The sequence below is a fragment of the Streptomyces sp. NPDC029014 genome, from assembly GCF_055564695.1.
In genome coordinates this window covers 1-22,478 of record NZ_JBVHVT010000112.1, presented here as the reverse complement: position 1 = coordinate 22,478, position 22,478 = coordinate 1, and the positions used below count along the sequence as shown (strand labels likewise).

At 68.0% G+C, this 22,478-nt stretch carries 22 protein-coding genes and 1 tRNA gene; 16 read left to right on the top strand and 7 right to left on the bottom strand.

The window, feature by feature from the left end:
• The first annotated feature begins 358 nt into the window (after positions 1–358).
• From ACZ4VL_RS36730 to ACZ4VL_RS36720, 3 genes are read left to right on the top strand one after another with little or no spacing between them, the layout of a single operon-like run.
• The gene (locus ACZ4VL_RS36730; protein ID WP_468209140.1) at positions 359–688 is read left to right on the top strand and encodes a helix-turn-helix domain-containing protein; all 330 of its coding nucleotides are present in this window, start codon (positions 359–361) and stop codon (positions 686–688) included.
• 4 nt (positions 689–692) lie between these two features.
• Positions 693–1,970 carry a hypothetical protein gene (locus ACZ4VL_RS36725; RefSeq protein ID WP_468209136.1) on the top strand — a complete coding sequence of 426 codons (1,278 nt, stop codon included), beginning with the start codon at positions 693–695 and terminating at the stop codon, positions 1,968–1,970.
• 17 nt (positions 1,971–1,987) lie between these two features.
• A complete protein-coding gene (locus ACZ4VL_RS36720; protein ID WP_468209134.1) occupies positions 1,988–2,284 on the top strand; it encodes a hypothetical protein in 297 nt (98 codons plus the stop codon).
• 32 nt (positions 2,285–2,316) lie between these two features.
• On the opposite strand, the gene ACZ4VL_RS36715 is transcribed toward ACZ4VL_RS36720, so the two are convergent.
• Positions 2,317–3,783, bottom strand: coding sequence for a recombinase family protein (locus tag ACZ4VL_RS36715; protein ID WP_468209132.1), 1,467 nt, complete (start codon positions 3,781–3,783; stop codon positions 2,317–2,319).
• A 105-nt stretch (positions 3,784–3,888) separates the two neighbouring features.
• The gene (locus ACZ4VL_RS36710; RefSeq protein WP_468209130.1) at positions 3,889–4,518 is read right to left on the bottom strand and encodes a winged helix-turn-helix transcriptional regulator; all 630 of its coding nucleotides are present in this window, start codon (positions 4,516–4,518) and stop codon (positions 3,889–3,891) included.
• An 81-nt stretch (positions 4,519–4,599) separates the two neighbouring features.
• On the opposite strand from ACZ4VL_RS36710, the gene ACZ4VL_RS36705 reads away from it, so the two are divergent.
• From ACZ4VL_RS36705 to ACZ4VL_RS36695, 3 genes are read left to right on the top strand one after another with little or no spacing between them, the layout of a single operon-like run.
• Positions 4,600–5,352 carry an MBL fold metallo-hydrolase gene (locus ACZ4VL_RS36705; RefSeq protein ID WP_327387315.1) on the top strand — a complete coding sequence of 251 codons (753 nt, stop codon included), beginning with the start codon at positions 4,600–4,602 and terminating at the stop codon, positions 5,350–5,352.
• 23 nt (positions 5,353–5,375) lie between these two features.
• A complete protein-coding gene (locus ACZ4VL_RS36700; RefSeq protein WP_468209127.1) occupies positions 5,376–6,020 on the top strand; it encodes an NAD(P)-dependent oxidoreductase in 645 nt (214 codons plus the stop codon).
• A 3-nt stretch (positions 6,021–6,023) separates the two neighbouring features.
• Positions 6,024–7,268, top strand: coding sequence for a multidrug effflux MFS transporter (locus ACZ4VL_RS36695; RefSeq protein ID WP_468209124.1), 1,245 nt, complete (start codon positions 6,024–6,026; stop codon positions 7,266–7,268).
• Between the two features lie 915 nt (positions 7,269–8,183).
• On the opposite strand, the gene ACZ4VL_RS36690 is transcribed toward ACZ4VL_RS36695, so the two are convergent.
• Positions 8,184–8,399 (bottom strand): hypothetical protein, encoded by a 216-nt coding sequence (locus ACZ4VL_RS36690; protein ID WP_468209122.1) that lies wholly within the window; start codon positions 8,397–8,399, stop codon positions 8,184–8,186.
• Positions 8,400–8,772: 373 nt separating this feature from the next.
• Here ACZ4VL_RS36690 and ACZ4VL_RS36685 point away from each other — a divergent pair.
• From ACZ4VL_RS36685 to ACZ4VL_RS36660, 6 genes are all read left to right on the top strand, one after another.
• A protein-coding gene (locus ACZ4VL_RS36685) for an IS3 family transposase (protein WP_468209119.1) occupies positions 8,773–10,067 on the top strand; the annotation gives its coding sequence in 2 pieces (ribosomal slippage) (positions 8,773–9,055 and positions 9,055–10,067; 1,296 coding nt in all).
• A 2,278-nt stretch (positions 10,068–12,345) separates the two neighbouring features.
• Positions 12,346–12,492: a hypothetical protein gene (locus tag ACZ4VL_RS36680; RefSeq protein ID WP_468209145.1), complete on the top strand. Its 147-nt coding sequence runs from the start codon at positions 12,346–12,348 to the stop codon at positions 12,490–12,492.
• Between the two features lie 218 nt (positions 12,493–12,710).
• Positions 12,711–13,934 (top strand): ABC-three component system protein, encoded by a 1,224-nt coding sequence (locus ACZ4VL_RS36675; RefSeq protein ID WP_468209117.1) that lies wholly within the window; start codon positions 12,711–12,713, stop codon positions 13,932–13,934.
• Complete coding sequence (locus ACZ4VL_RS36670; RefSeq protein ID WP_468209115.1) at positions 13,934–14,410, top strand: three component ABC system middle component; 477 nt, start codon at positions 13,934–13,936, stop codon at positions 14,408–14,410. The genes ACZ4VL_RS36675 and ACZ4VL_RS36670 overlap by 1 nt, the downstream gene beginning before the upstream one ends.
• Positions 14,407–16,362: a DUF3732 domain-containing protein gene (locus ACZ4VL_RS36665; RefSeq protein WP_468209112.1), complete on the top strand. Its 1,956-nt coding sequence runs from the start codon at positions 14,407–14,409 to the stop codon at positions 16,360–16,362. Before ACZ4VL_RS36670 ends, ACZ4VL_RS36665 begins: the two co-directional genes overlap by 4 nt.
• 136 nt (positions 16,363–16,498) lie before the next feature.
• Positions 16,499–16,678, top strand: coding sequence for a hypothetical protein (locus ACZ4VL_RS36660; RefSeq protein WP_468209111.1), 180 nt, complete (start codon positions 16,499–16,501; stop codon positions 16,676–16,678).
• A 203-nt stretch (positions 16,679–16,881) separates the two neighbouring features.
• Here ACZ4VL_RS36660 and ACZ4VL_RS36655 read toward each other — a convergent pair whose 3' ends face one another.
• Complete coding sequence (locus ACZ4VL_RS36655; RefSeq protein ID WP_468209109.1) at positions 16,882–17,478, bottom strand: hypothetical protein; 597 nt, start codon at positions 17,476–17,478, stop codon at positions 16,882–16,884.
• 210 nt (positions 17,479–17,688) lie between these two features.
• On the opposite strand from ACZ4VL_RS36655, the gene ACZ4VL_RS36650 reads away from it, so the two are divergent.
• Both ACZ4VL_RS36650 and ACZ4VL_RS36645 read left to right on the top strand, forming a co-directional pair.
• Positions 17,689–17,928, top strand: a complete 240-nt coding sequence (locus ACZ4VL_RS36650) for a hypothetical protein (protein ID WP_468209106.1) — start codon at positions 17,689–17,691, stop codon at positions 17,926–17,928.
• Between the two features lie 640 nt (positions 17,929–18,568).
• Positions 18,569–18,721: a hypothetical protein gene (locus ACZ4VL_RS36645; protein WP_468209104.1), complete on the top strand. Its 153-nt coding sequence runs from the start codon at positions 18,569–18,571 to the stop codon at positions 18,719–18,721.
• A 368-nt stretch (positions 18,722–19,089) separates the two neighbouring features.
• Here ACZ4VL_RS36645 and ACZ4VL_RS36640 read toward each other — a convergent pair whose 3' ends face one another.
• The gene (locus ACZ4VL_RS36640; protein WP_468209144.1) at positions 19,090–19,557 is read right to left on the bottom strand and encodes a hypothetical protein; all 468 of its coding nucleotides are present in this window, start codon (positions 19,555–19,557) and stop codon (positions 19,090–19,092) included.
• A gap of 247 nt (positions 19,558–19,804) precedes the next feature.
• Between ACZ4VL_RS36640 and ACZ4VL_RS36635 the strand changes: the two genes are divergently transcribed.
• Positions 19,805–19,924 (top strand) — tRNA-OTHER (locus tag ACZ4VL_RS36635).
• Positions 19,925–20,063: 139 nt separating this feature from the next.
• Here ACZ4VL_RS36635 and ACZ4VL_RS36630 read toward each other — a convergent pair.
• The gene (locus ACZ4VL_RS36630; RefSeq protein WP_468209142.1) at positions 20,064–20,279 is read right to left on the bottom strand and encodes a hypothetical protein; all 216 of its coding nucleotides are present in this window, start codon (positions 20,277–20,279) and stop codon (positions 20,064–20,066) included.
• Positions 20,280–20,472: 193 nt separating this feature from the next.
• On the opposite strand from ACZ4VL_RS36630, the gene ACZ4VL_RS36625 reads away from it, so the two are divergent.
• Positions 20,473–20,982 carry a hypothetical protein gene (locus ACZ4VL_RS36625; RefSeq protein ID WP_468209102.1) on the top strand — a complete coding sequence of 170 codons (510 nt, stop codon included), beginning with the start codon at positions 20,473–20,475 and terminating at the stop codon, positions 20,980–20,982.
• A 328-nt stretch (positions 20,983–21,310) separates the two neighbouring features.
• Here the strand turns inward: ACZ4VL_RS36625 and ACZ4VL_RS36620 are convergent, their stop codons facing one another.
• Positions 21,311–22,213: an IS3 family transposase gene (locus ACZ4VL_RS36620; RefSeq protein ID WP_468209099.1), complete on the bottom strand. Its 903-nt coding sequence runs from the start codon at positions 22,211–22,213 to the stop codon at positions 21,311–21,313.
• Positions 22,214–22,478 lie beyond the last annotated feature (265 nt).

Here is a 22,478-nt window from a genome sequence, read left to right as displayed (position 1 = left end):
AGACGACACGATGCGCCGTCTCTGCCACCAAACAGCCGGAACCATGCCTGACCAGCGGAAACTCAACGACTACGTTCGGAAAGCGGAAGCCTTCTTAGAGGAGATCGTCAGCCACGATCGTTCATGATCGCGGTTCCGGTGACACTCCGTGGCTCCAGCACGGAAAGTGATCCAGAACCTCATTTCAACCGTCGCCGACATACCTCGGCGGACTCGACCTGATCGCTATCCAGGAAGTCCTCGGACATTCCTGGATCGCCACGATCATGCGATACGTCCATGTCCAGCAGACCCGGGTCGAGGACGCCTGGGCGGCCGGGCAGCAGCGGGCCGCGAAGCGGCTGGAAGGACTTCTGCGATGAAGTGGAACCTGCGGCTGACCGCCGCGAACAAGGGAATCTGGAAGGCCTCCGAGCTCCAGCGGAGCCTGGCCGAGCACGGCCTGGTCATCTCGGCCGGGAAGATGTCCGGGCTGTGGTCCGGCCAGCCGGTCTCCCTCAAGCTGGAGGACCTTGACGTCATCTGCGTCGTCCTCGGCTGCGAGATCGGCGACATCCTGATCCCCGAGCCGGACAAGGTGCGCCGCCCCGGCCAGGAGGAGACAGGCCGGGCCGCTGTCGGCTCGGGCACCGCCGCGCCGAAGGTGATCCCCAAGCGCCGGGACGGCCGGTCGCTGCCGCCGGAGTGAGTCGATGGCACGCTTCCCGAAGAGCTACGTCAAGCCGACCGGCTCCTGCCCTGGTTGCCTGGCCTGGGGCGACTTCCGCGGACGGCTCTGCCACACCTGCTACATGTTCGGCCGCGGGCACGACGCGGCAGAATGCGCCGGCTGCCGTCGCGTCCAGCCGTTGAAGTGGGACTACTGCCGTTTGTGCTGGTGCCAGGCCCGCCTCGGCGCGAAGACAGCTGACGGCTGGCTGGCGGAAGGGCAAGACGTGCGGGACCGGCTCGCCGCCGTCCGGCACCAGCAGCTGTTCTTCGTCGGGATGCACTACCGCAGAAGGCCGACGCCTCCAGCCCGGCGGAAGGGAGGACGGCGTGGCCCCCCGCGCAAGCCGCCTCCCGCGCTGGCCTCGCGTCCGGACCCCGGCTGGCGGCAGCCACCGCTGTTCGAGCAGATCCCCCGACGTTTCGATAGGCTCGACCCGGCCGGCGCCGACCTGGCCAGCCCGTGGCTGGCCTGGGCGAAGTACCTCGCCCACCGGTTCGCCGAGGCCCGCGGCTGGGGACGCAACATCCGCTTCGCGGTCAACCGCGGCCTGGCCGTCGTCCTCACCGGTCACGTCGAAGACGACGTCATCCGGCACACGGAGATCTTCTCCCCGCTGCGAGCCCTGGACCTGCCCGTCGGCCACATCATCACGGTCCTGGAAGAGATGGGGATCTTCGAGGACGACAGCGAGCCGTCCTTCGAACGCTGGCTCATCGGACGCCTGGAAGGGCTCGCACCCGGCATCCGTTCGGAAGCCGAGCGCTGGACCCGAGTCCTACGCGACGGCGGCCCCCGCAGCCTCCCGCGCAAGGAGGGCACGGTCTGGCTCTCCCTCAACCACGTCCGTCCAGCCCTGCTGAAGTGGTCGAACCGCTACGACCACCTGCGGGAGGCGACCCGCGATGACGTCCTCGCCCACGTCAAGACGCTGCACGGTCACCAGCGGCGTGACCAGCTCGTCGCCCTGCGGTCCCTGTTCACCTGGGCCAAACGGCAGGGACTGATCTTCCGCAACCCCACCAGCCGGATCAAGGTCGGGCAGAACGAGTACGCCGTGCTGCAACCGCTGCTTCCCGAGCAGGTCGAGCGCTCCGTCGCAGCTGCGATGACGCCGGCGGCGCGGCTCGTCCTCGCCCTCGCGGCAGTCCACGCCGCCCGGGTCGCCCAGATCTCCGCCCTCGTGCTCGACGACGTCGATCTCGGCAACCGCCGGCTGACAATCACCGGACGCGCCCGCCTCTCGATGACCTCACCCTGAAGCTCCTGACTGACTGGTTGGACTACAGGCGGCGCCGGTGGCCGAGCACCGCGAACCTCCACCTGCTGATCAACAACCAGACCGCGAACACGACCGGCCGGGTGAGCAACCACTGGATCAGTGCTCCGATGCGAGGGCAGGACGCCACCTTGGAGCGGCTCCGTGTTGACCGGCAGCTCGAAGAGGCCCTGACCCACGGGCCTGACCCACTCCATCTCGCGGAGGTCTTCGGGCTCGGCGAAAAGACCGCGATGCGCTACGCGGACTCCGCACGAGCCCTGTTGGAACAGGCCGCTGAACAGCACCTTCGATGAAATCTGCTCGACCAGGACCAGCATGAAGGGAATCATGGACGAGTCAATCGACCGAAGCAGCAGCAATCGCTCTCCAGGACCATGCCGCCCTCTGGAGCATGGGGGAAAACCGCGCGAGCGATGTCGTGAATGCCGCCTGTGATGCGCTTGTCGCCGGACTCGACACCCCTGGCCTTCGCATCCTCGCCGCCTGCACGCGCGCCGAAGCGGACTACGACGTCCACGACCTGCTTCCCGCAGCATTCGACGAACTTGGCTTCACCTTCTATCCGGTCGGCAGCGAGGCTGGCCAGGAATCCGCCACCCGAGCCCTCGCACGATGCATGCTCGCCGGAGAGCTCACGCCTCGGGAGTTCACCTTCCGGATTCACCAGCGCCACGGACATGAGCTGCCCCTGACCGAGCGCCTCGCTGAGCTCGACGACGAGTACGACATCCTCGAATACGGCGACAGAACCGTGGACCAGGTCGATGCCGAGGTCGCGGCCGAAGCCCGCCGCCTCGCAGCCCACCCCACGGTTCCCGCCGAACCCACGGATTCGCCCAGCTGATACATACGGACCGACCCGCGAGTTCCCGCTGAACAGACTTCGGTTTCCCTGAACCCACGGGCCTCCCCGGGTGTGAGTAGTTGAGGTACAGGAAGTGCCGTTGAGATTGATCATGGTCAGGCTGGCGTCGGGGTGAGCGGGGCGTCCGGCCGCCGGATGCGGACTCGGCGCGGGCGCAGGATGTCGTCGGCGTCCTGGAGGTCGGCGATGTCGGCGTGCGCCGCCTGGACGGCTTCGAGGTACGCCTCCTTCTTCTCGTGTTCGGCGAGCGCCCGGTAGACGCTGGCCCGTGCGCTTGCCGGTGGGGATGATCAGGTCGGGCTGAATCTCCTCGACCGATTCGCCGTTCGCGCGGCGCCGCAGCACGGTGTGCAGCATGTCGTCGGTAATGACGGGCGGCCAGCCGCCGTGCTTGCCCTTGCGGGCCGCCGCGTCGAGTCCTTCGAGGGTCGACTCGCGGATGTTCTCCCGCTCGGTCTCCGCCATCGCCGCGAAGAAGGCGAACAGCAGGCGGCCGGGCCCGCTGGGGTCGTACATCCCGGGCAGCGGCCCGGCGGGCATCTCCAAGATCAGGCCATGCGCGGTGAGGTGGTCGGCGAGCGCGGTGAGTTCGGCGGCGTCGCGGCCCAGGCGCTTCATCTCGTACACGGTGAAGATGACCCGGCAGTGCGGGGCGTGGGCCTTGATCTGGCGGGCGAGAGCGAGCGCGGCTTCGAACTGAGGCCGGACCCGGACACGGGTGCTGATCTTCTCGGAGAACACCTTGTCGCGCGGGATACCGTGCTTGGCGAGCGCGTCGAGCTGGGACTGGAGTTCCTGGGTCAGCGTCGAGCACCGCGCGTATCCGATGCGGATGTCGGCGCTCGGGGTGTCCGGCGCGAGAGCGAGCGGGACCGGGGTACCGGGGCGCCACGGCTGGCCGGGCCCGCGGTCGGCGGGGGTGGGCACGCGCAGGAGCTTGGCGAGCCGGGGCACCTTGGTGAAACGACCGTTTTTGAGACCGGTGCAGACTCGGTAGAGCTTGAGGGCGCAGGCCCGCGAGCGGCCGGTCGATCAGCGGGGCAGGATGCGCATTACTGCCTCGCGTTCGCCGCTGAGCCGCAGGCCTTGCTGTACTGCGGCGCTCAGATCGAGGTCGCCGAGCAGGGTGGCGGCCAGCAGGTGCGGCGGTCCGGTCAGTGACGCGGTGGGGTGGTCGACCCGGCCGGCGTGTGTGTGTACCGAGCCGTCCTTGACTTCGATGACCAGGTCTTCGTTGCCGTCGGCGTGCAGTTGCAGGGCGATTGCCGGCTGGTCGGGGCGGTGGTCGGTCAGTGCCCGGGCGGGCATGTCCAGCCAGTGGGTGCGGAAGGTGTCGTTGCCGCCCGGCTCACGCAACAGCGGTACGCCCCACCGGCTCAGTTCCTGCAGCACCGGCTCGAGCTCGCGGCCACGCTCGGTGAGGGAGAACAGGGTGGTGGCCACCGGTGGCGGGGCGGCTTCGCGGTGGATCAGGCCGGCTTCCTCGAGTGCGCGGAGCCGGTCGACCAGCAGGTTGCTGGCGATCCCGGGCAGCCCGTTGCGCAGGTCGGTGTGCCGGCAAGGACCCAGGGCGAGCAGTTCACGGACGATCAGCAGGGTCCATCGGTCGCCGATGGTGTCCAGTGCTTTCGCGATGCCGCAGTACTGCCCGTAGGTGCGCATGCCACCACCCTACATCGGGGTGTTGAGTTTCAAAACTCTCTTGTTGACTTTCTCAACAACGCCGGTCTAGCGTCGCTGCCCATGACCCCCACCCTTTCCGTGCGTCGGCTGGCCTGGGCCGGCGTCGAGATCCGTCTCGGCGACACCCGCCTGCTGATCGACCCGCTCGAGAACGTCGCTCCGCTGGCGCCGGTGATGGGGCCGCCGCACCGGCCGGTCGACCCGGTCGATACCCCGCCCGGCACCCACGCCCTCATCACCCACCTGCACCCCGACCACTACGACCACGACCTGATCGCCCGGATCGCGGCCACCGGCACGATCGGCTGCCACACCCCGAGCGCGGCGGCGCTGCACGAGGTGGGCATCACCCCCGTCGCCCAGGACCTGGGCCAGTCACGCCGCATCGGAGAGCTGACCGTCACCCCGGTGACCTCGCTGGACTGGCGCGGCAACGACTGTGACCAGGTCGCCTGGGTCGTCGAAGGCGCCGGCCGGCGGGTCATCCACTGCGGCGACACCCAGTGGCACGGCAGCTGGTGGCAGATCGCCCGCGACCACGGCCCGTTCGACGTCGCGTTCGTCCCGGTCAACGGCGTCATCGCCCACTTCGAGGGCTACGCGGCCAACGTCCCGGCGACCATGACCCCCGAGCAGGGCGTCGAGGCCGCCGTCGCACTCGGCGCCGGCACCGTCTGCGCCATGCACTACGGCCTGTTCCACAACCCGCCGTTCTACACCGAACAACCCGACATCGAGCAGCGCTTCCAGCACGCCGCCGACGAGCGCGGCATCACCGCGGCCATCATCGCCGACGGCCAGCCCGTCCTTTGACCATCAGAAACAAGGAGCAACACATGAAGATCGTCCTGTTCGGTGCCAGCGGCAACATCGGCCGGCCCACCACCGAGGAACTACTGCGTCGCGGCCACACCGTCACCGCGGTCACCCGAGCCGGCCACATCGGCGGACTGGGGCACAAGGCCCTGACCGTGACCACCGGTGACGTCACAGACGCCGCCGCGGTCGCCGGCCTCGCCGCCTCCCACGACGCCGTACTGTCGGCCGTCGGCCCCCGGATCGGCCAGGAAAGCGACCGCGCCACGATCGTCGGTGCCGCCCGTGCGCTGATCGACGGACTCCGCCGAGCCGGTGTCACCCGCCTGGTCACCATCGGCGGTGCCGGTAGCCTACGCACGCCGACCGGCGCCCGGGTCATGGACGACCCGGACTTCCCCGCGCTGTGGAAGGCCAACGCCGAGGCCCAGTCCGAAGCGCTCGACCTCTACCGCGGCGTGCACGACCTCGACTGGACGTACGTGTCGCCCGCCGCAGTCATCGGAGCGGGCGAGCGGACCGGGGCCTACCGCAGCGCCGGGGACACCCTGCTCACCGACGACGACGGCAACAGCCGCATCTCGTACGCCGACTACGCGATCGCCTTGGCCGACACGATCGAGAGCGGCACCGCGATCCGCCGCCGCATCACCGTGGCGTACTGAGCCATGAGCAACGACGCCGCCGGCCGGCAAACCCGATTCATCGTCCTGCTCGCAGCGCTCGTGGCCCTTGGACCACTGTCCATCGACGGCTACCTGCCCGGACTGCCGGACCTCGCCGGCGACCTGCGCGCCAGCGCCGCGGCCACCCAGCTCACCATCACCGCCTGCCTGGCCGGCCTGGCCATCGGGCAGCTGATCGCCGGGCCGCTGAGCGACACCTACGGCCGGCGGCGTCCGTTGCTGGCGGGCCTCGCCCTCTACACGATCGCCAGCGCGCTCTGCGCGGTGGCGCCCGACGTCCGGACCTTCGTCGGCCTACGCCTGGTCCAGGGCATCGGCGGGGCGTTCGGCATCGTCATCGCCAACGCCATGGTCCGCGACCGCACCTCCGGAACCCGCACCGCACGTCTCTTCTCCGCACTGACCTTGATCACCGGCCTGGCGCCGGTGTTCGCGCCGGTCCTCGGCGGCCAGCTACTGCACGTCACGGCCTGGCCGGGGATCTTCGTGGGCCTGGCCGTACTCGGCGCCGTGATGCTGGCGGCCTCCGCCGCAGGACTGCCGGAGACCCGGTCCTCCACGTCACGCCAGCCGCTGCTGGCTGTCGTCGGGCAGCTGCTCAGCGACCGGGTCTTCACCGGGTACGTCCTGGCCAACGGCCTGGTCTTCGCGGCGATGTTCGCCTACATCTCCGGCTCGCCGTTCGTCCTGCAGGAAATCCACGGCCTGTCACCGCAGCAGTACAGCGCCGTGTTCGCCGTCAACGCCGCCGGACTCATTGCGGCCGCCCAGATCAGCGGCCGGCTGGTGGCCCGGGCCGGCGCCCGCGTGCTACTGCTCGCCGGTCTGCTGGGCGCGACAGCCGGTGGCACCACGGTCCTGGGCGCGGTGCTGACACGGGCACCCCTGCCCGCGCTCCTGATCGGCCTGTTCGTCCTGGTCTCCAGCGTGGGCCTCGTCATGCCGAACGCCGCGGCCCAGGCCCTGGCCGACCACGGCGGACACGCCGGGTCGGCCGCCGCCCTGCTCGGCTTCAGCCAGTTCATGATCGGCGGGGCACTTGCTCCGCTGGCCGGCGCGGGTGGCGCCACCGACGCCTTGCCGATGGGAATCATCGTCGCCGTGCTGCCGGCGCTCGCTCTGCTCACACTCGGCGTCCTCACCCGGTCGATGCCCGGTGAGCGCACTCGCAGGCCGGCTCGCCAAGGACCTGCCGGGCACCGGCGACCGCGCCGGCACATCGAGTGATAACCCCTCAGGCGTAGAAGATGCCCCGCGCCGCGGTGACCTGTTCTCCGGGGTGAAGGGGGCGACCGACGAGACGCGTTGCAGCGCGACGGTCGCGAACGCGGCGTCCTCCTGGGAGGCAGTGAACGCGTCGGCCGACAGACCCACGAGAAGGCCGAGCGGAGGGCCAGTCTCCCGCTTGACGAGGCCCACGGAGTCAACGAGGTGCAGGCGGCTGTCGGCGGCCGGGCCCGCCGCGTCCATCTCCCGCTGGATGTCGCCGGTGAGCTCGTATCTCACGGCGACCACCCAGCCTGTATCAAGGGAGTCGGTGCTGCGGGCGGCGATCGAGCGGTAGGTGACCTCGCCCTCGCCGACAGCCAGCGTGATGGCGAACCCCATCAGGCGCGGAGCCGTCTTCTGCAGGTGCGGCAGTCGTTCGGGCGTGGTGGAGGCGATCACCGCAGCGATTTCGCCCTGGCCGACTGAGACGATTAGGCCGTCCAGGAAATCGCGTCCGACTTCAGATTCGACCAACGTGTCCACGTTGGGCAGGAACGCCCAGTGGTCGGTGGTTGCGAGCTCGGTCAGCAGAGAGGTGGCACGGTCCGCACCCCCGGCGACCAGGGAAGCCAGGTCAAGCTGCAGCAGCCTGTCGATCCGTGCTGGCCGGCCGTCCCACAAGGCGTCTCCGGCATGGAGACGCAACGCGGCGAGCGCGGCCGTCGCTGCCTCGTGGACAACGAGAACAAGAGGGTGACGGCCTCCGGCACAGGCCATCAAGCAGCAACAGCTGGTACTGCCCCGAGGCCGCCTCAGGGGAGAGAGCGTCCAGTTCCACAAGATCAGCGTACCGCCGTGGCTGGGCCGCCGCCTCCCCACTGATCGGCCTGTCAGGCAGTGGCGAAATGTCCCGTCAGCCCTCTGCTGCGAGACTTAGACGGCGGGGTTACTGGGGAAGCGATGCACGGTGAGCCCATCCGTGGCGTTGGCCTTCCCCAAGGGACTGGCCGCCCGGAAGCTGAGGAGTCGACTTGTAAGAATCTTGGATTCGGCGCCGGCGAGGCTGACTCGGAGCCCCTCGATCTCGCCGAGCCAGCCTTCGCGCTCGGCTTCGGCGAACCGATCCAGGAGGTTGTCGCGGATCTCCATCAGTCGGCCGCGCTGCGCCGGGTCCGGCCGGAGGAGGGAGCAGCGTACGCAGGCTGAACTTCACTGCACGTGAACCTCGTTGCTCGTGGTCGCGAGCGGTCAACGTGGTGAGATGACTCGGCGGGGGTGGCTGCCGACTCCGTTCCCCCTTGATCCCCGCAGCTGAGTCTGACTAGGTTTGCCGCCGACAACCGACGATCAAGCAGGTGGGGCGTATGGCGGGTCTGGACGACCTGGTGCAACTGTTCGGCCTGCCACCGGCCCGAGAGCCATCCCCGGACGACTGGGCCGAGGTCGAGAACTATCTCGGCTCGGCGCTACCGAGTGAACCGTTCCGGCTTCTCTGCCGCTCCGTTGTGAGCTATCAGAGAGGATGGGTCTCGTACCCAAGAAGATTGACGCAGCCCTTCGTAGCCAGGCCGTGAGGCTGGTGACGGAGCATCGTGCGGAGTACTCCTCCGAGCCTGCATTGCACATCCAGGTCGCTGATTCCTTGGGCGTCTCCCGGGAGTCCGTGCGGCGGTGGGTGATGCAGTCCGAGATCGACGCTGGCCAGGTGGCGGGCGTGAGCACGGACGAGCGGGAGGAACTGCGCAGGCTGCGGGTGGAGAACAAGCGCTTGCGCGAGGTCAACGAGGTCTTGAAGTCGGCGACGATTTTCTTCGCGGGGGAGCTCGACCCCCGAAACCGCTGATCGTGGCGTTCGCCGATCAGATGCGGGCCGCCGGGTATGCCGTCGAGTCGATCCTCACTGCTCTGCACCAAGCAGGACTGAAGATCGCGGCACGAACCTTACGGGCCTGGTCCGCCCCAGCTGGCCCGTCGAACGTGGCCGCGGCCCGAACCGTGACCGACGTCCTGGTCGAGGATGCCGTCCGCCGGCTGGCCTTCACCACCAACGCGGCCGGTGAGCGTGTGCTGGCTCCCGAGGGACTCTATGGCCGGCGCAAAATGCTGGCTCTCATCCGCCGCACCCTCCTGCCCGAGGCCGGCTTCGGCGCCGTCGACCGAGCCATGCGCTCACTCGGCCTCAGCGGCGTGGTCCGCGGACGAAGACCCAGAACCACCATCCCCAACCCCGCCGATGCCAGGGCCCCGGACCTGCTGGACCGCGACTTCACAGCCCCGGCACCGAACCAGAAATGGATCACCGACTTCACCTACGTCCGCACGTACCAGTCGTTCACCTACGTCGCGTTCATCGTCGACTGCTTCTCCCAAAAGATCGTGAGCTGGCACGCCTCGGTCAAACGGGACGTGGAGCTGGTCGACGTGCCACTGCGGATGGCGTTGTGGCGCCGTGCTCACGAAGGCAACCCTGTGGGACGCGACCAGCTCATCCACCACTCGGATGCCGGGTCGCAATATACGAGTGTGCGCTTCACCGAGCACCTGAGCATCGAGGGCATCCACCCCTCGATCGGCAGCGTCGGAGACGCTTATGACAACGCGCTGGTGGAGACGATCAACGGTCTCTACAAGGCCGAATGCATACGGACCAAGGTCTTCCACGACGGTCCTTGGAGAACGGTCTCGGACGTCGAGTACGCCACCGCCTCGTGGGTCGAGTGGTACAACAACCGCCGGCTGCACTCAAGCCTGGGCATGATCAGCCCCACCGAGTACGAGGCAGCACACTACGCTGACACAGAACCCGCGGCCGACTGATCACCGGCCAGCAAACCACCGGCAGGAAAGCCGGAACGGTTCACTCCGGCGGCGGCCCGGGGTGGGACCGGGCCGCGCTGTGTGCGCCGCTGATCCCAAGGGCCCCTTTCAGCGGGCGTCTATGCCTTTCCAGCCGTGCCCGAGCCCTCGGCGTCGCGGCTGGCCCGCCGCGGCGGCGCGCGCCGGCGGGGTGTTCAGGGCGGTGGTCACCTGGAGTGCTGCTGCGGGCGTGAGGCCGGTGGAGACGTCCCCGGATGCGAGGACTCGGGCGTACGCCCCCGGCCCGTAGGCGGCCAGGGCCGCGGCAAGGGACGCCGCGGTCGTGTCGGCCGGCCCCGCGCCCCAGCGGGGTTCGTCCTCGGGGGCGGGTGCCTGAGGGGCAGTTCACGACGGACTGCGAGGAGGGCGGCGAGGGCTTGGGCGTGAGCCGGGTCCATGGTGACGGTCAGCACCGGGCCAAGTTGGTGGACGCGCCCGGTCAGGTTGTGCACGGCGAGCGCCCGCCGCAGGCCGGCGCTCAACACCGCGGGGTCTCCGGAACGGCCGGCGCCGTGGGACGGGCCGACCCCAACCGGTACGCGCTCGACGCCTTCCCGGAGCGCGGCGACAGCGGCCGGGCGAGGCGGGTGCCAGCCCGTGGAGGCGGCCGCGGAGGTTTCCGCGCGCTTGGCGAGCCACCTTTGTACCGGTGTCTGGTAGACGGCGATGGCGAACGGGCCACCGGTCAGCAGGGTGCGGCGGTGCATGCTGCTCCAGTACTCGACGGACGGACGCCAGGCTTCATCTGGATCTCTTGGGAGATCCAAGCCCATATCTGTCCAGTTTTGCCGCAGCTTGCTCATGCCGTCTCGTCCAGGCCGACGGGGCGGCCGAGGCGTTCGCATGGAAGGAGGCGAGCCGGGGCGTGGTCAGTTGCCTCGCTCGGCGCGGGCGCGAGCCAGCGCGGCTGCGTGTACGGGGTCGTAGCCGTCCTGACGGCGTTGCAGAATCGCAGAGTTCCGCAGGTCGCGTTGTTCCTGAGGGGGATCTTCCCGGGTCCGGTCAGCTGCCTCTTGCTGGAGACGTGCCTGCTCGATCGCCCTGTCGAAAGCAGCGACCTGTTCGGACGTCCTGGGCGCACGTGTCGACGGCCGGGGGTTGCGCCCTGGACGGGACTGGAGCTGGGTCCTGATGGAGGCAGCGAAGGCGGCGGAGTGGTCGCTGGCGGCCGCAGCGGGACTGGGGGCCGGTGAGGGTGCCGGGCGGCAGGTCGCGCAGGGAACAGCCGGGTCAAGGGGCTGGAAGCCGTCTTCGCAGCGGACGGGGCAGTCGGTGGGCGAGATCAGCCAGTAGGCGACGTGATCGGGGCTGTGCCCGGGGGTGCGCGGCGTAGGGTCTTGCCGCAGCGGTTGGTTCGACCAGTAGTTCCACCAGCGGCGCTCAACCCGGTCGGCGAGCTGGGCAGGACTGCGATGGGCAAGTTCAGCGCGGATGGCCTCCAGCAAGAAGGCCGGCAGCCGCCCATGGCACCCACGGACCACCGGCTCCGGCAGGGCCTTGAGGACGGTCTGGACAGGATCCCGGCTTCCCCGGGCGAGGCAGGCGTCACACAAGTCGGCCAGCGACGGGTCCGGAAGCAGGATCCGAGGCCACTTACTCGCCCGGTCGCGGGATCCGGGGCGCCGAGGCTTGGGCGGGATGACCACCGGCTCCATGGCCGGGCGCTCGGGTACCGGCTCGGAGCACAGCCGGCAGCGCCCACGACAGGACAGGCACAACTCCCCAGGCATGTCAAGCCTGCGGGCGAGGGAGCGCCACACCCGGGGCACTCCGACCGGCACCAGCGGCACAAGTGGTCGAGGGGGTGAGGCACGGGCAGCCAGCGGCGCTTCCCCTGACAGCGCACGCATCTGCGGATGTCGACCTCGCACCTGGTCGCAAGGACCGGCTTGCCGGGGCAGTCCGAGCAGCGCACGGTGATGCCGGTGGGGGCCGGAGTGGTCAAGAAATCGGTCACGGGGCGGTCCGATCAGAGGTTCGCTCCACGATCCAGCCGAAGCATCACGTAGAGGGCCATTCCGCCGGGGTTGGCCGGGGAAGTCAGACGGACTCGGCCGAACTGATGGACCACGAGGTGAACGCTTGTGGACGACTGCATCTTGGGGATCGTGGCTGGGGTCATGCGCTTCCGTAGTGCTTCGAGAGCGGCCGCGCTAGGCACCACACCGGAAGCACCCGGGTCGTCCCCTCTTCGGCGTAATGCCCCCCGTATGAGGTTGAGCGTGCCGCCGCGCTGCTGATGAGGCTGTTCGAGGCGGTGGGGGATGCCGTACCGCTCAGCGCGGCCGAGATCTTCAGCGCCTACTGCACCGATCCGGAGACCGGCGAGCCTGTTCCGCCGGAGTGGGGCGTGGACCACGTCGCTGCGCCGACTGTCTGCACCTGAGCGGGCGGCCCTCGGGGTCCGGCGCGGGCCGGACCGTTTTGGGGCGAAGGCGAGCTGGACTCCATCGGGGCCACCGGCCGGCCATCGTCCATGAGCGGGCTGGCGGTCGCTGCGCTTGGGGACACAGTCAAGGGAGCCGCCTGCTTCACGCATAGCCATGTGCGGGCCACAACCATCGTGGAATGATCGCTGCGTCGGTCTGACGAAGAGGGTGGGCGATGGCAGACATGGGTGAGCAGTATGAGGCGTCGGCTTCGGCGCTCGGGTACCTCTTCCAGTTCGCCAAGGCTCTGCACATCTGCATTGAGCAGTGGATGAGCGGCGCCATGGACTGGAGTGTTGCGGTCGAGGCAGCCGACGACATCGAAATCCACCGAGGCCCGGATACGCGCCTGATTCAGCTCAAACAGCGTGCTGACGGTGTTCGGATGACCGACTTGGCCGAGGATCTTTGGAAGACGCTCCGGATCTGGGCGGAAGCTGCCACGGCCGACCGGATCGTGCTCGCCGAGACCAAACTGTTCCTCCTGACGACAGCCGAGATTCCTGAGAGCAGTGCAGCGTTCTGCCTGCAACCCCGAGGCAGCCAGCACCGCAACGAAGAGCGTGCACTGCATCTCCTCCGTGAAGCCCGCAAGGCCTCGAAGGCGACAAAGGGCTCTCTGCCGAAGTGCTTCGAGGCGTTTGACAACCTGGACCGGGGAGACAGACCACTGCAACGCTCCCTCATGTCCCGCATCGAGATTCTCAGCGGCACCCCGGACATCACGCAGGTCCGTACCGCGCTGCAGGGCCTTGCCGCCTTCGCCGTCGGGCACGATGCGGCGAAGGCTTTCCTTGCCCGGCTGGAGGGCTGGTTCTACGACCGTGTGATCGAGCAGATGCAGACGCCAGGCGGGAGCCCAGTCACCGGCATCGAGTTCGATGAGATGCTCTCCGACCTGCAGCGTCAGTTCCGCTCTGACAACCTGCCGATCGACCCCGACATCTCTGACATGGCTTCGGACCCCTCACAGGCAGCCGACCAGCAGTTTGTCCGCCAGCTGGGCCTTATCGGTGTCGGCGCCGACCGGATCGGTCTAGCGGTGCGGGACTACGTCCGGGCTTTCGCTCAGCGATCCCGCTGGTCCACCGAGAATCTGCTGCGTGCCGGCGAACTCGGCAAGTACGAGCGCAAACTGGTCGAGGAGTGGCAGTCCCGCTTCGCTGAGATGGCGGAAGAACTCGGCCCCGAGGCTACGGAGGAGGAGAAGAAGAAGGAAGCCAGACTCATCTACCGCTGGGTCGACCGCGAGGCCCGCTTCCCCATCCGCTCAGGGTGCGACGAGACCTTCGTGACCAAAGGCTCATACCACATGCTCGCGGACGAACTCAAAGTCGGATGGCATCCAGACTTCTCCGCACGACTCATAGCGCTCCTTGAGCCGGCCCGGGCCCGCTGATGGAACTGAGTCGCGAGGAACGTGCCCTCTACAACCCCGCCTTCACCGCACTCCTCTGCATCCGCGCCGTACAAGGCCACGCAAAGGCGTACGAGACTCCCTGCCCGCTCCCCGTAGCTGTCACTGCCAGCATCATGGCCTTGCAACCCGCCATCAGGAACGCCCTGCCAGCAACAGCAGGCACCGGCCTGATGGGGTGGCTCGAAGCCAACCAGCACGTGCGCATCGAGATGTCACGCAACGCCACGGCGCTCGCAGCCGTGGTCAGGCCGGGACTCCTCTTGGCTCTTCAGTCTCGCGCCGTGTTCTGCACCACCACAGGCCTGCTGCTCAAGCCACGTGGCCTGAGCAAGACCATCAACGACGGGACGCAGCAGACCCGAGCCGTCCAACAGGCAGCCCTCATGCTCGGGCGCTGGCTCCCCAGCACCGGCAGCCTAGGTACCGTCCTCACCCTCCTGGGAGTCCAGCCGTGACCTTTCAGATCCGTGCGGTCACCATCTACGGCAAGCAGCCCGGCCAAGTGCACGCGGTGCCCTTCAAGCTCGGCGCCCTCAACATCGTCACCGGCGACTCCCGCCGCGGCAAAAGCGCCCTGCTGACGATCATCGATTACTGTCTCGCCAGCTCCGAATATCCAGTGAAGTCCGGCAAGGTCCGCGACTACGTCAGCACCTTCGCGATCACCCTCGTCAAGCCCGGACAGCAACTCTTCGTCGCCCGCCGCGCCCCTGAAACCAAGAAGGGCGTCAGCACCGTCCTGTGCATTCTCTCTCAGGCACCAGGGTCGCCCCCACCACCCCTGGACGACCTTCGTTTCGTCACACCGAGAGACGTCGCCAAGGACATCCTGAGCGACTTCTGCGGCATCGACCGCAACATCCGTGTCCCCGCCGTCGGCCGTGCAACGCTCATCGCACCGTCCATCCGTCACGCGCTTTTCTTCTGCTTCCAGGCCCAGAACGAGGTCGCCAACGAAGACGTCCTCTTCCACTCCCAAGGCAAGGAGTGGAGGCCGAACACCATCCGCGGCGTCATCCCCTACTTCCTCGGCGCAACCGACCGCGAGCAAGCACTCCTCCGCAGCCGACTGCGCCTCGCACGCAAAGACCTGTCCGACCACGAAGCGAAATTGGCCGCCGCGAGAGTACTCGCCCCCGCTGCCGGCCAGGCCCAGGCTCTGGTCACCGAAGCCATCGAAGCCGGCCTTCTTCGCGCTGACGCCAGCCGCGAGACGACCGCCGAAGGAGTCCTGCGACTCTTGCGTCAGGCGCTCCTCCAAAGCGGCCCTCAAGCGGGCCCGGAACCGACCGATGACCCCATCAGCGACCTCCGCACCCGTCGTAGCGAGCTGCGGAGCCACGCCAACAGAGCACGAGCACGGATCGCCGACCTCAAAACAGCCCTGGCGGAAAACGGCGACTTCACCGACCAGGCAAACGAGCAACGCGCTCGGCTGGCCACCCTGGGGCTACTCAAGCGCGATCTAATAGATAGTCCGTATGGCGGAAATTGCCCTGTCTGCGCCGGTCCCGTCACACCCGCCAATGTCACTGCAATGACACTGAACATGGATCTTGAGCACCTCCAAAGCGACCTGCACGCCATCGGCAGAGACACTCCAGCCATCGAGCAAATGATCAGCGAGGAAGAGGGCCGCCTACAGGAAATACGCTCGCAGCTTGCCCGCAATCACGAAGAGATCAACGAGGTCACCGCAGCCTTCCGGGCCCTCGAACGGGAGCCCGACGACGTACGGCGTGCCGCCATCGTGCAGGGCCGCATCAGCCTCTACCTGGACACCGCGGCCCAACTTGCCATCGGCCCTCGGGTGGAAGACCGAACCGAGGAGCTGCGCACACGGATCGCCGAGCTGGAGACGCTACTCAGCGAAGATGCCCAAGGCGACCGCCTGACCAGCTTCCTGTCCCTGATCAACGAGCAGATCAGGTCCAAGGCACAGGAACTCGAACTGGAACACTCCAGTTCGATGCTCCACCTCGACGTGAACCGTCTCACCGTGGTGGCCGACACTTCCGACGGCCCGATTCCCCTAAAGGAAATGGGCAGCGGGGATAACCACCTCGGCTACCACGTGGCCACCCTCCTCAGCCTCCACGAGTGGTTCGCCGAGAACGACAACCCAGTGCCGGGGGTACTCATTCTCGACCAGCCCTCGCAGGTGTACTTTCCGCCCGACCACGTCGGCGAAGAGGTACTGGAGAGCGATGACCGGATTCTGCTCCTGAACATCTTCAAAGCCATCCACCGGACGCTCCGCCGGCTCGACGGAAAGCTACAGGTCATTGTCATGGAGCACGCAGACCTCGAAGACCCAGCTTTCAGCGACCACGTCGAGCACCGGTGGCGCCGACGCGACGGACAGGCACTCGTACCCGCCGCATGGATCACATCCGAGGCTGACTGACTCTGCGGCGAGCGGCGACCTTGGTGCCGGTGTCGGCAGCGTGCTTCGCGACGCCGGCGGGGACCAGGCGTCATCCTGGCCGGGCACGACGGACGCATGGGAGGAACTGGGCGGGTACATCACGAGGAACACCGAGATGCCGTGGCCGACGACCGACCTCGTACGGGTCCAGGTCCCCGGCCAGCCGGAGTACGCCGTGGACCAAGCCGACGTGGACATCACCGACACCGGCTCACCCACCCGGCTGTACATCAAGCTCGGCTGGGCGAAGACCCGCCGCCGCGCACTGACCGCAGCGCCGCCGGTACGGGGCTGAGCAGGCGCCTGCAGGACACAACCGCGCCAGCCCAGTTGCATTGAGCGGCGACATCGTCGGCCATCGCATCGCTGCGGGGCGGGCAGGGCTTTGGTCACTTCGAGCACCGGGACCGGCACACCCTCCCCGCCAAGGAGCCCTGCAGCCGGGATGGACACGACGCCCAGCCGCCCTCGGATCGGTTCAACAGGGCCCGCCGGCCGTTACCGGGGCAGGTCGGACTCCGGTGTGGCCTGGGCGAGGAAGTCGTGCTCGGCGTCGCGAACGCGCCGCTGCTCCCGGCCGACGCGTACCTCCTGGACACCGACGTGCACAAGACCGAGGACGATGACGCCCAAGGAGATCATGAACCCGTGCTCGATGGACTGGCCCATCTCCGTCCGCCGCTTGTTGACTGAGACGGCGAAGAGCCACACATTCAGCATCAGGAAGGCGCCCGTGCACCACACGACGCCGATGGTGGCAGGACGCCACATGCGCCGTTCGGCGGGAAGCCCGAGCCCGCTGCGCATCGCCCTGGTGGCGGCATCGGCACGCCGGGCCGAGACGGGCTTGGCAATCACGCTGGCCGCAGCCCCCATCAGCAGGACCAGGACCAGGCTGATGGTGATGACCGGCGCCACGTTGAGGGGGTGGAGCGTCATCACCGTCGAGAAGGCCAGCATGAGAAGGGTCCCGGACAGGGCATCCCACTTGGCCGGCCATAACTGGTCGGCGCCTCGGCGCCACTTGCGCCAGCACCGCCAGGTGACCCCGGCCGTGGCGGCCCAGACCAGCGTGTAGAGCACCACAGCCTTCACGGACTAGTTCCCCTTCCCCCGGGCCTGCACGCACAGCTCAGCGCCATCACTCTACGGCCGGAAGCCGCGCCGGCAGGCCGCGATAATCTCTACGCGCACCCGCCGCAGCCGAGAGCCCGGTCGTGGGTCACCCCCCCATGGGGGCGATCGGAGTGCGATTGGTGGTGCGATTCCCGCGTTGCGGCCTGTCCGTGCCTGAGCCATGCCCGAGTGGTGATCGTGGGCGCCGTCCTGGCTGCCTTCGCCCTCTTTGGTGGCACAACCGGCGGGCAGTCCCTCGACACCTTCCCTCTGGACGGAGACGTGCTGGACGTGGCCGTGCACGAGGCGTTCGCGGAGGAGGCCAGCGAGGTGAACAACCAGGGCGCCACCGCGCAGGTGGAGTACCTGGCAGGCGGGTGCGCCGACGTGCACGCGCTGCGAGACCTGCTGGGCGACCTCACCGCTTGATGCCCGCACGCAGCTTGCGGCGATGTCGGGGACGACTGGTGTACGCCTGTCGATGGCCGGCTCCCGTGGCCACGCCACTGGCCCTCACCGCCTCTCGGGCAATTTCATCCTTAAGGGCCGTCACCCCAGTGGGGCGTGACGGGGACGGCGATTTTCTCCCTCGTCGCGCGGGGGTTCGTCGTGACGGGGGAGGGGCGTCGCCCCCGTCATTCAGGGTACGAATGCTCGTCCACCAGCTCGTGGGGTGGGCAGGCACCTGCCTGAGGCCGCGCCGTTGCCGGTCGCCGGCGAGCGCGACAATCAGGTGGACCGGGACCCACGATGGGCGAGTGACCCCCGGTGGGACTGAACCCTAGGCAGCCGGTGCGGCCAGCCAAGGAGCCCATGTGAGTGTTCGCCTCCCCGGACGTACTTCAAGCGCACGCCAGCCGACGACGCCCTGATCGGTTTCACCCCCGCCGACCTACGCGAACAGGCCGAGGCCGTCAGTACCGGCCGGCCCTGCGCCCTGTGCGTGACTCTGCACTGCCCGGCCCTGGTAGCGCCTGCAAGATTGTCAGTGGTGGCTGAGAAGCTGGCATCAGTCAGCAGGCCCCGCGCTCCCGGCGGCCGCTCAGCAGCTATGACGGAGGCGATGGCGATGGTGAGCTTCAAAGTGAGATGGGTCCGCGACGGTCAGGAGCAGACCTCGGCCGTCCACTACGACCGGACCTCCGCCGAGCGGCGACAGCAAGAACTCCAGCAGTCCGGAGCCACGGCCGTAGAGATCTACGAGACCACCCACCGCCGGTAGACGACACCATGACCAGCACACCCCCGCAGCCGACCGTCCGCTTCCACGTGTCGATGACCTTCACCCCCGGGGGACCAAAGGTCGAGGGGACCTGGGAAACCGAGGCATCTGGGGTGAAACGGTTCCGCAGCTTCATGGAACGCACGGCTCGGACGGGGTGACCATCACCTTGTGGGCCGAGACGGACGGCATCCGGCACCGCCTGCGCACCTGGACGAAGGACCACGGAAAGGTGATCCACGCCGAGCGCTGACCCGTCCGCCCACGGGCGGACCCTGGGATACCGGTGACGGGCGGCGTGCTGGCGGCCACGGATGTGGAGTCAACCGCGACGACCCAGTCCAGGTCGCCCTCGGCGAGCAAACCGTTCAGGCTGGCCAGTTGACCTGCCCGCTCTTGGCCTGAAGTACATCCGGAACCTCGGCTTCATAAAACCTGAGGGATCCGATCCCGACTGCGCCGTCCCCGCGCGGGTGCGTTTCGTGAGCCCTTGCGGCCAGCCAGCAGAGCAACTCGCCGACCTTCTCGAACTCATCCGGATGGATCTCCTGTCGGGACGTCAGCGACCAGCCGTTCCACGACGGGTCCACGTGAGGGGCCAGTGCCGAGCTGAGCACACCACCCACCCGCCATGCCGCGCCGCGCCCGGCCAGGAGTGGATAGGGGTCGTCCTCAATCACCGGGATCCCCGAGTCGTCGACCACTACGACCGGGAACTCGGTGACGATGGACAGACACTCCGGTTGGCTCCCGATTCCCAGATGCCAGCTCAGCTCGGCGAGCTCCTGCTCGGAGATTTCGTCCCTCAGGTCGACGGCAATCATCAACTCATACATGTCACTCACCCGGTGAACCCTACGAGTAGCCCCTGACATGTGGTTGGTGTGAATGGTTCTGCGGCGGTGGCACTGGCTGGGGTCAGCTGATGTCGCTTGCCCGTCGCCAGCTGGGGGGTAGCGTTCTGGCACAACTTCTGTGGTTCCCGGTGCAGCGGTTGCTGGTGTCCCAGATAAGGACTCGTTGGAAGAGGACGAGGGCTCTACCCTGAGCCGGAGCGGGAGTGCGCGTGTTCTCGCAGGTTGCGGTGCCGTGGCAGAGCGGTCCATTGCGATCGACGTGGGCGAGGTCCCTCTCACGTCGACTGACGGAGACGGGGCGGGCCTGCTCCTACCTGTCTCGCGGGTTCAAATCCCGTCGGCACTGCAACCGACCTGGACTTGGTCCAGCACACGGAACTGCCACCTCGGGCTCGGTCCACAGAAGTTGAGCCAGAGCCCAATCTCATGAACAGAGCCAAGTGCGGGCCGCCACCCTCGCTGGGTGGCGGCCCGCACTGCTGCGCTCAGGCTCGGTCGGTATCCGGACTCCACACGGCCGGCCCACCGCCGCGCCACTCGATGAGTAGCGCGCCGTCCAGGCGGACGTCGTCGGGGTCCAGGCCGGCCCGCCGCAGGAACTCGAAGAGGTCGTTCGGGCCGAGGGCGCGGCCGAGGATCTCGCCGTCTACGCGGACGCGGCGCCCGCCCTGGGCGTCGGGCGGGTAGACGATGACGCGCAGTGAGCCTCCGCCAACTTGAAGGCGCAGGTCAAAGGGCTGGTGTGACCGGTTCTCGGGGTGCTTGCGCTGGTCGTGGGCGGCAGTCTGCGGAGAAGATCGTCTGTCACCCTGGTCGCTGGCAGAGAAACACGATGCAGCAGCGTCGGCGGGTGTGCGAGCCTTCTTCTCCCCGACGCCGACCGAGAAGACTCTGATGACCCGCGACGACGCCCTCAAGCAGCTCAGCCACATCGCGCGCGAGAGGGCATTCGATTGGCACGTCGGGTCAGACCGGCTCATCCAGGCAGGATTGGACGCCTTGATTGCCGGGGTCGAGAGCCCCTCCCTCGCCATGCTGGCCGGCCTCATCCGGAGCGAGGAACCCGAAGCTCCCGCACTCTTCGACCAGGTACTGGATGAGCTGGGCCTGCTCTTCCACCCACCCGCTGACCGACGGGCCGTAAAGTGGGCGATGGCCTACTGGGTCGCCGGTCAGATCGCCGACGGATCCCTGGATCCCGCCGCCGGAACATACCTCATCTGGGCAGAAATCGCCGAGGACCTCGGCTATCCCGAACAGCTGGAACCACTTGTCCACTGCGCACACCACCTGGACGGCTGGGAAGCGAGCTGGGGAGTCTCCTTCGAGGAACTCAACAGGGAAGCGGTCGAGGCGGCGAAGCAGTTCCTGAGTCAGCGGTCGGCAACACAAGCAGGGGGCTGACCGTCTGGTTCTTGCCCGTTGCGGATCGGCGGCCCTCTACGATCCGGTACATCTTGACCCCGAGCTGCTGAAACGGATCACCGCGCGGCGCGCGGAACTGGACGAACTCGAAGAACAGCTGGCCAAACAGCTGGCGGAAGTGCGGGCCGAGCGGGACGAACTCGCCATCGCCGAACGCGTCCTTGAACGGATGACTGGGCAGCTCGCCGAGGAACGCGCCTCCGCCGGGCCAGCGCCCGGGCAAGTGGGTGGCAGGACGGTGATGCTGATCCCGCACCGCGAACCGGGTGTGGAGGAGGAGGGCGTTAACCCCGGATGTTGCACACGTCTATGTGGCTTGGGCCAGGGTAGTTGCTGGTGGTTGCAAGGCGTTCTCGTAGGCGATCGGTGATCGCTGACCGAGCCGGGAGTGCCGGCGGCGGGTGTTGTATCGGGTCAGCCAGCGGAAGGCGTCGAGCTTGGCCTCACGCTCGCTCGACCAGGCTTTGCGGCCCTTGAGCGTTTCTCTCTTGAAGGCGGCGTTGAAGCTTTCCGCGGCTGCGTTGTCCGCGCTTGACCCGATCGCGCCCATGCTCTGCCGGACCCCGGTTGATTTGCAGAGTTCTGCGAAGGCCCTGCTCGAGTATTGAGATCCGTGGTCCGTGTGCGTGATCGCTCCGGCCAGGTTCCCGCGGGTCCGCTCGGCCGCCGTCAGGGCGTCGGTGACGAGCTCGGTTCGCATGTGGTCGGCGATGGCCCAGCCGGCCAGTCGGCGTGAGGCGAGGTCGATGACGGTCGCGAGGTAGAGCGGCTTCGCGCCGCTGACCGGCAGGTATGTGATGTCGCCGACGTACTTCGTGTTGACCTCCGTCGCGGTGAAGTCACGGCCGATCAGGTCCGGTGCCTTCGGCGCCGTCTGGTCTGTGACGGTGGTGCGGTGCCGGCGGCGCAGACGGACTCCCTCGATTCCGATGGTCCGCATGATCCTGGCGACGCGCTTGTGGTTGACCGCCGGGCCGCCCTCGTCGCGGAGTTCGGCAGTAATTCTGGGGGCTCCGCAGGTGCCGTCGGAGTCCTGGTGAACCTTGCGTATCCGGGCCGCGATCCCGGCTTCGACCATCTGGCGGGCCGCTCTCGCGGGTGCGGTGCGGCGCCAGTAGTAGAAGCTGGAGCGGGCCAGGCCGAGGATGTCGCAGAGCCGCTTCACGCCGTGTCGGCGCTGGTGATCTTCAACGAACTGGTAGCGGTTCACCAGCGCGTCTCCGTCGCGAAATACCGGGCCGCCTTGCGGAGAATGTCCCGCTCTTCCTCCAGCTCACGGATCCTCTTGCGGGCGGCGGCCAGCTCCGCCTCAACGGCGTCGCCGACGGCCTGCGAGGCGGCAGGCGGTGCGGAGTGGGCGCCAGGTCGGCGCCCGTCCGCCAGGGCTGATTCAAAGTCGTGGTGATCTTGTGGTGTGCCTGGTCACAGGGGTGTGACGATCGGTTCGGGGGCCGCGACGGATGCAACGAAGCCCC

Coding starts and splice junctions, on each gene's coding strand:
- ACZ4VL_RS36730 (WP_468209140.1), top strand. CDS start 359: ATGAAGTGGAACCTGCGGCTGACCGCCGCGAACAAGGGAATCTGGAAG.
- ACZ4VL_RS36725 (WP_468209136.1), top strand. CDS start 693: ATGGCACGCTTCCCGAAGAGCTACGTCAAGCCGACCGGCTCCTGCCCT.
- ACZ4VL_RS36710 (WP_468209130.1), bottom strand. CDS start 4,518: ATGCGCACCTACGGGCAGTACTGCGGCATCGCGAAAGCACTGGACACC.
- ACZ4VL_RS36705 (WP_327387315.1), top strand. CDS start 4,600: ATGACCCCCACCCTTTCCGTGCGTCGGCTGGCCTGGGCCGGCGTCGAG.
- ACZ4VL_RS36700 (WP_468209127.1), top strand. CDS start 5,376: ATGAAGATCGTCCTGTTCGGTGCCAGCGGCAACATCGGCCGGCCCACC.
- ACZ4VL_RS36695 (WP_468209124.1), top strand. CDS start 6,024: ATGAGCAACGACGCCGCCGGCCGGCAAACCCGATTCATCGTCCTGCTC.
- ACZ4VL_RS36690 (WP_468209122.1), bottom strand. CDS start 8,399: ATGGAGATCCGCGACAACCTCCTGGATCGGTTCGCCGAAGCCGAGCGC.
- ACZ4VL_RS36680 (WP_468209145.1), top strand. CDS start 12,346: ATGAGGCTGTTCGAGGCGGTGGGGGATGCCGTACCGCTCAGCGCGGCC.
- ACZ4VL_RS36675 (WP_468209117.1), top strand. CDS start 12,711: ATGGCAGACATGGGTGAGCAGTATGAGGCGTCGGCTTCGGCGCTCGGG.
- ACZ4VL_RS36670 (WP_468209115.1), top strand. CDS start 13,934: ATGGAACTGAGTCGCGAGGAACGTGCCCTCTACAACCCCGCCTTCACC.
- ACZ4VL_RS36660 (WP_468209111.1), top strand. CDS start 16,499: ATGCCGTGGCCGACGACCGACCTCGTACGGGTCCAGGTCCCCGGCCAG.
- ACZ4VL_RS36645 (WP_468209104.1), top strand. CDS start 18,569: ATGGTGAGCTTCAAAGTGAGATGGGTCCGCGACGGTCAGGAGCAGACC.
- ACZ4VL_RS36640 (WP_468209144.1), bottom strand. CDS start 19,557: ATGTATGAGTTGATGATTGCCGTCGACCTGAGGGACGAAATCTCCGAG.
- ACZ4VL_RS36625 (WP_468209102.1), top strand. CDS start 20,473: ATGACCCGCGACGACGCCCTCAAGCAGCTCAGCCACATCGCGCGCGAG.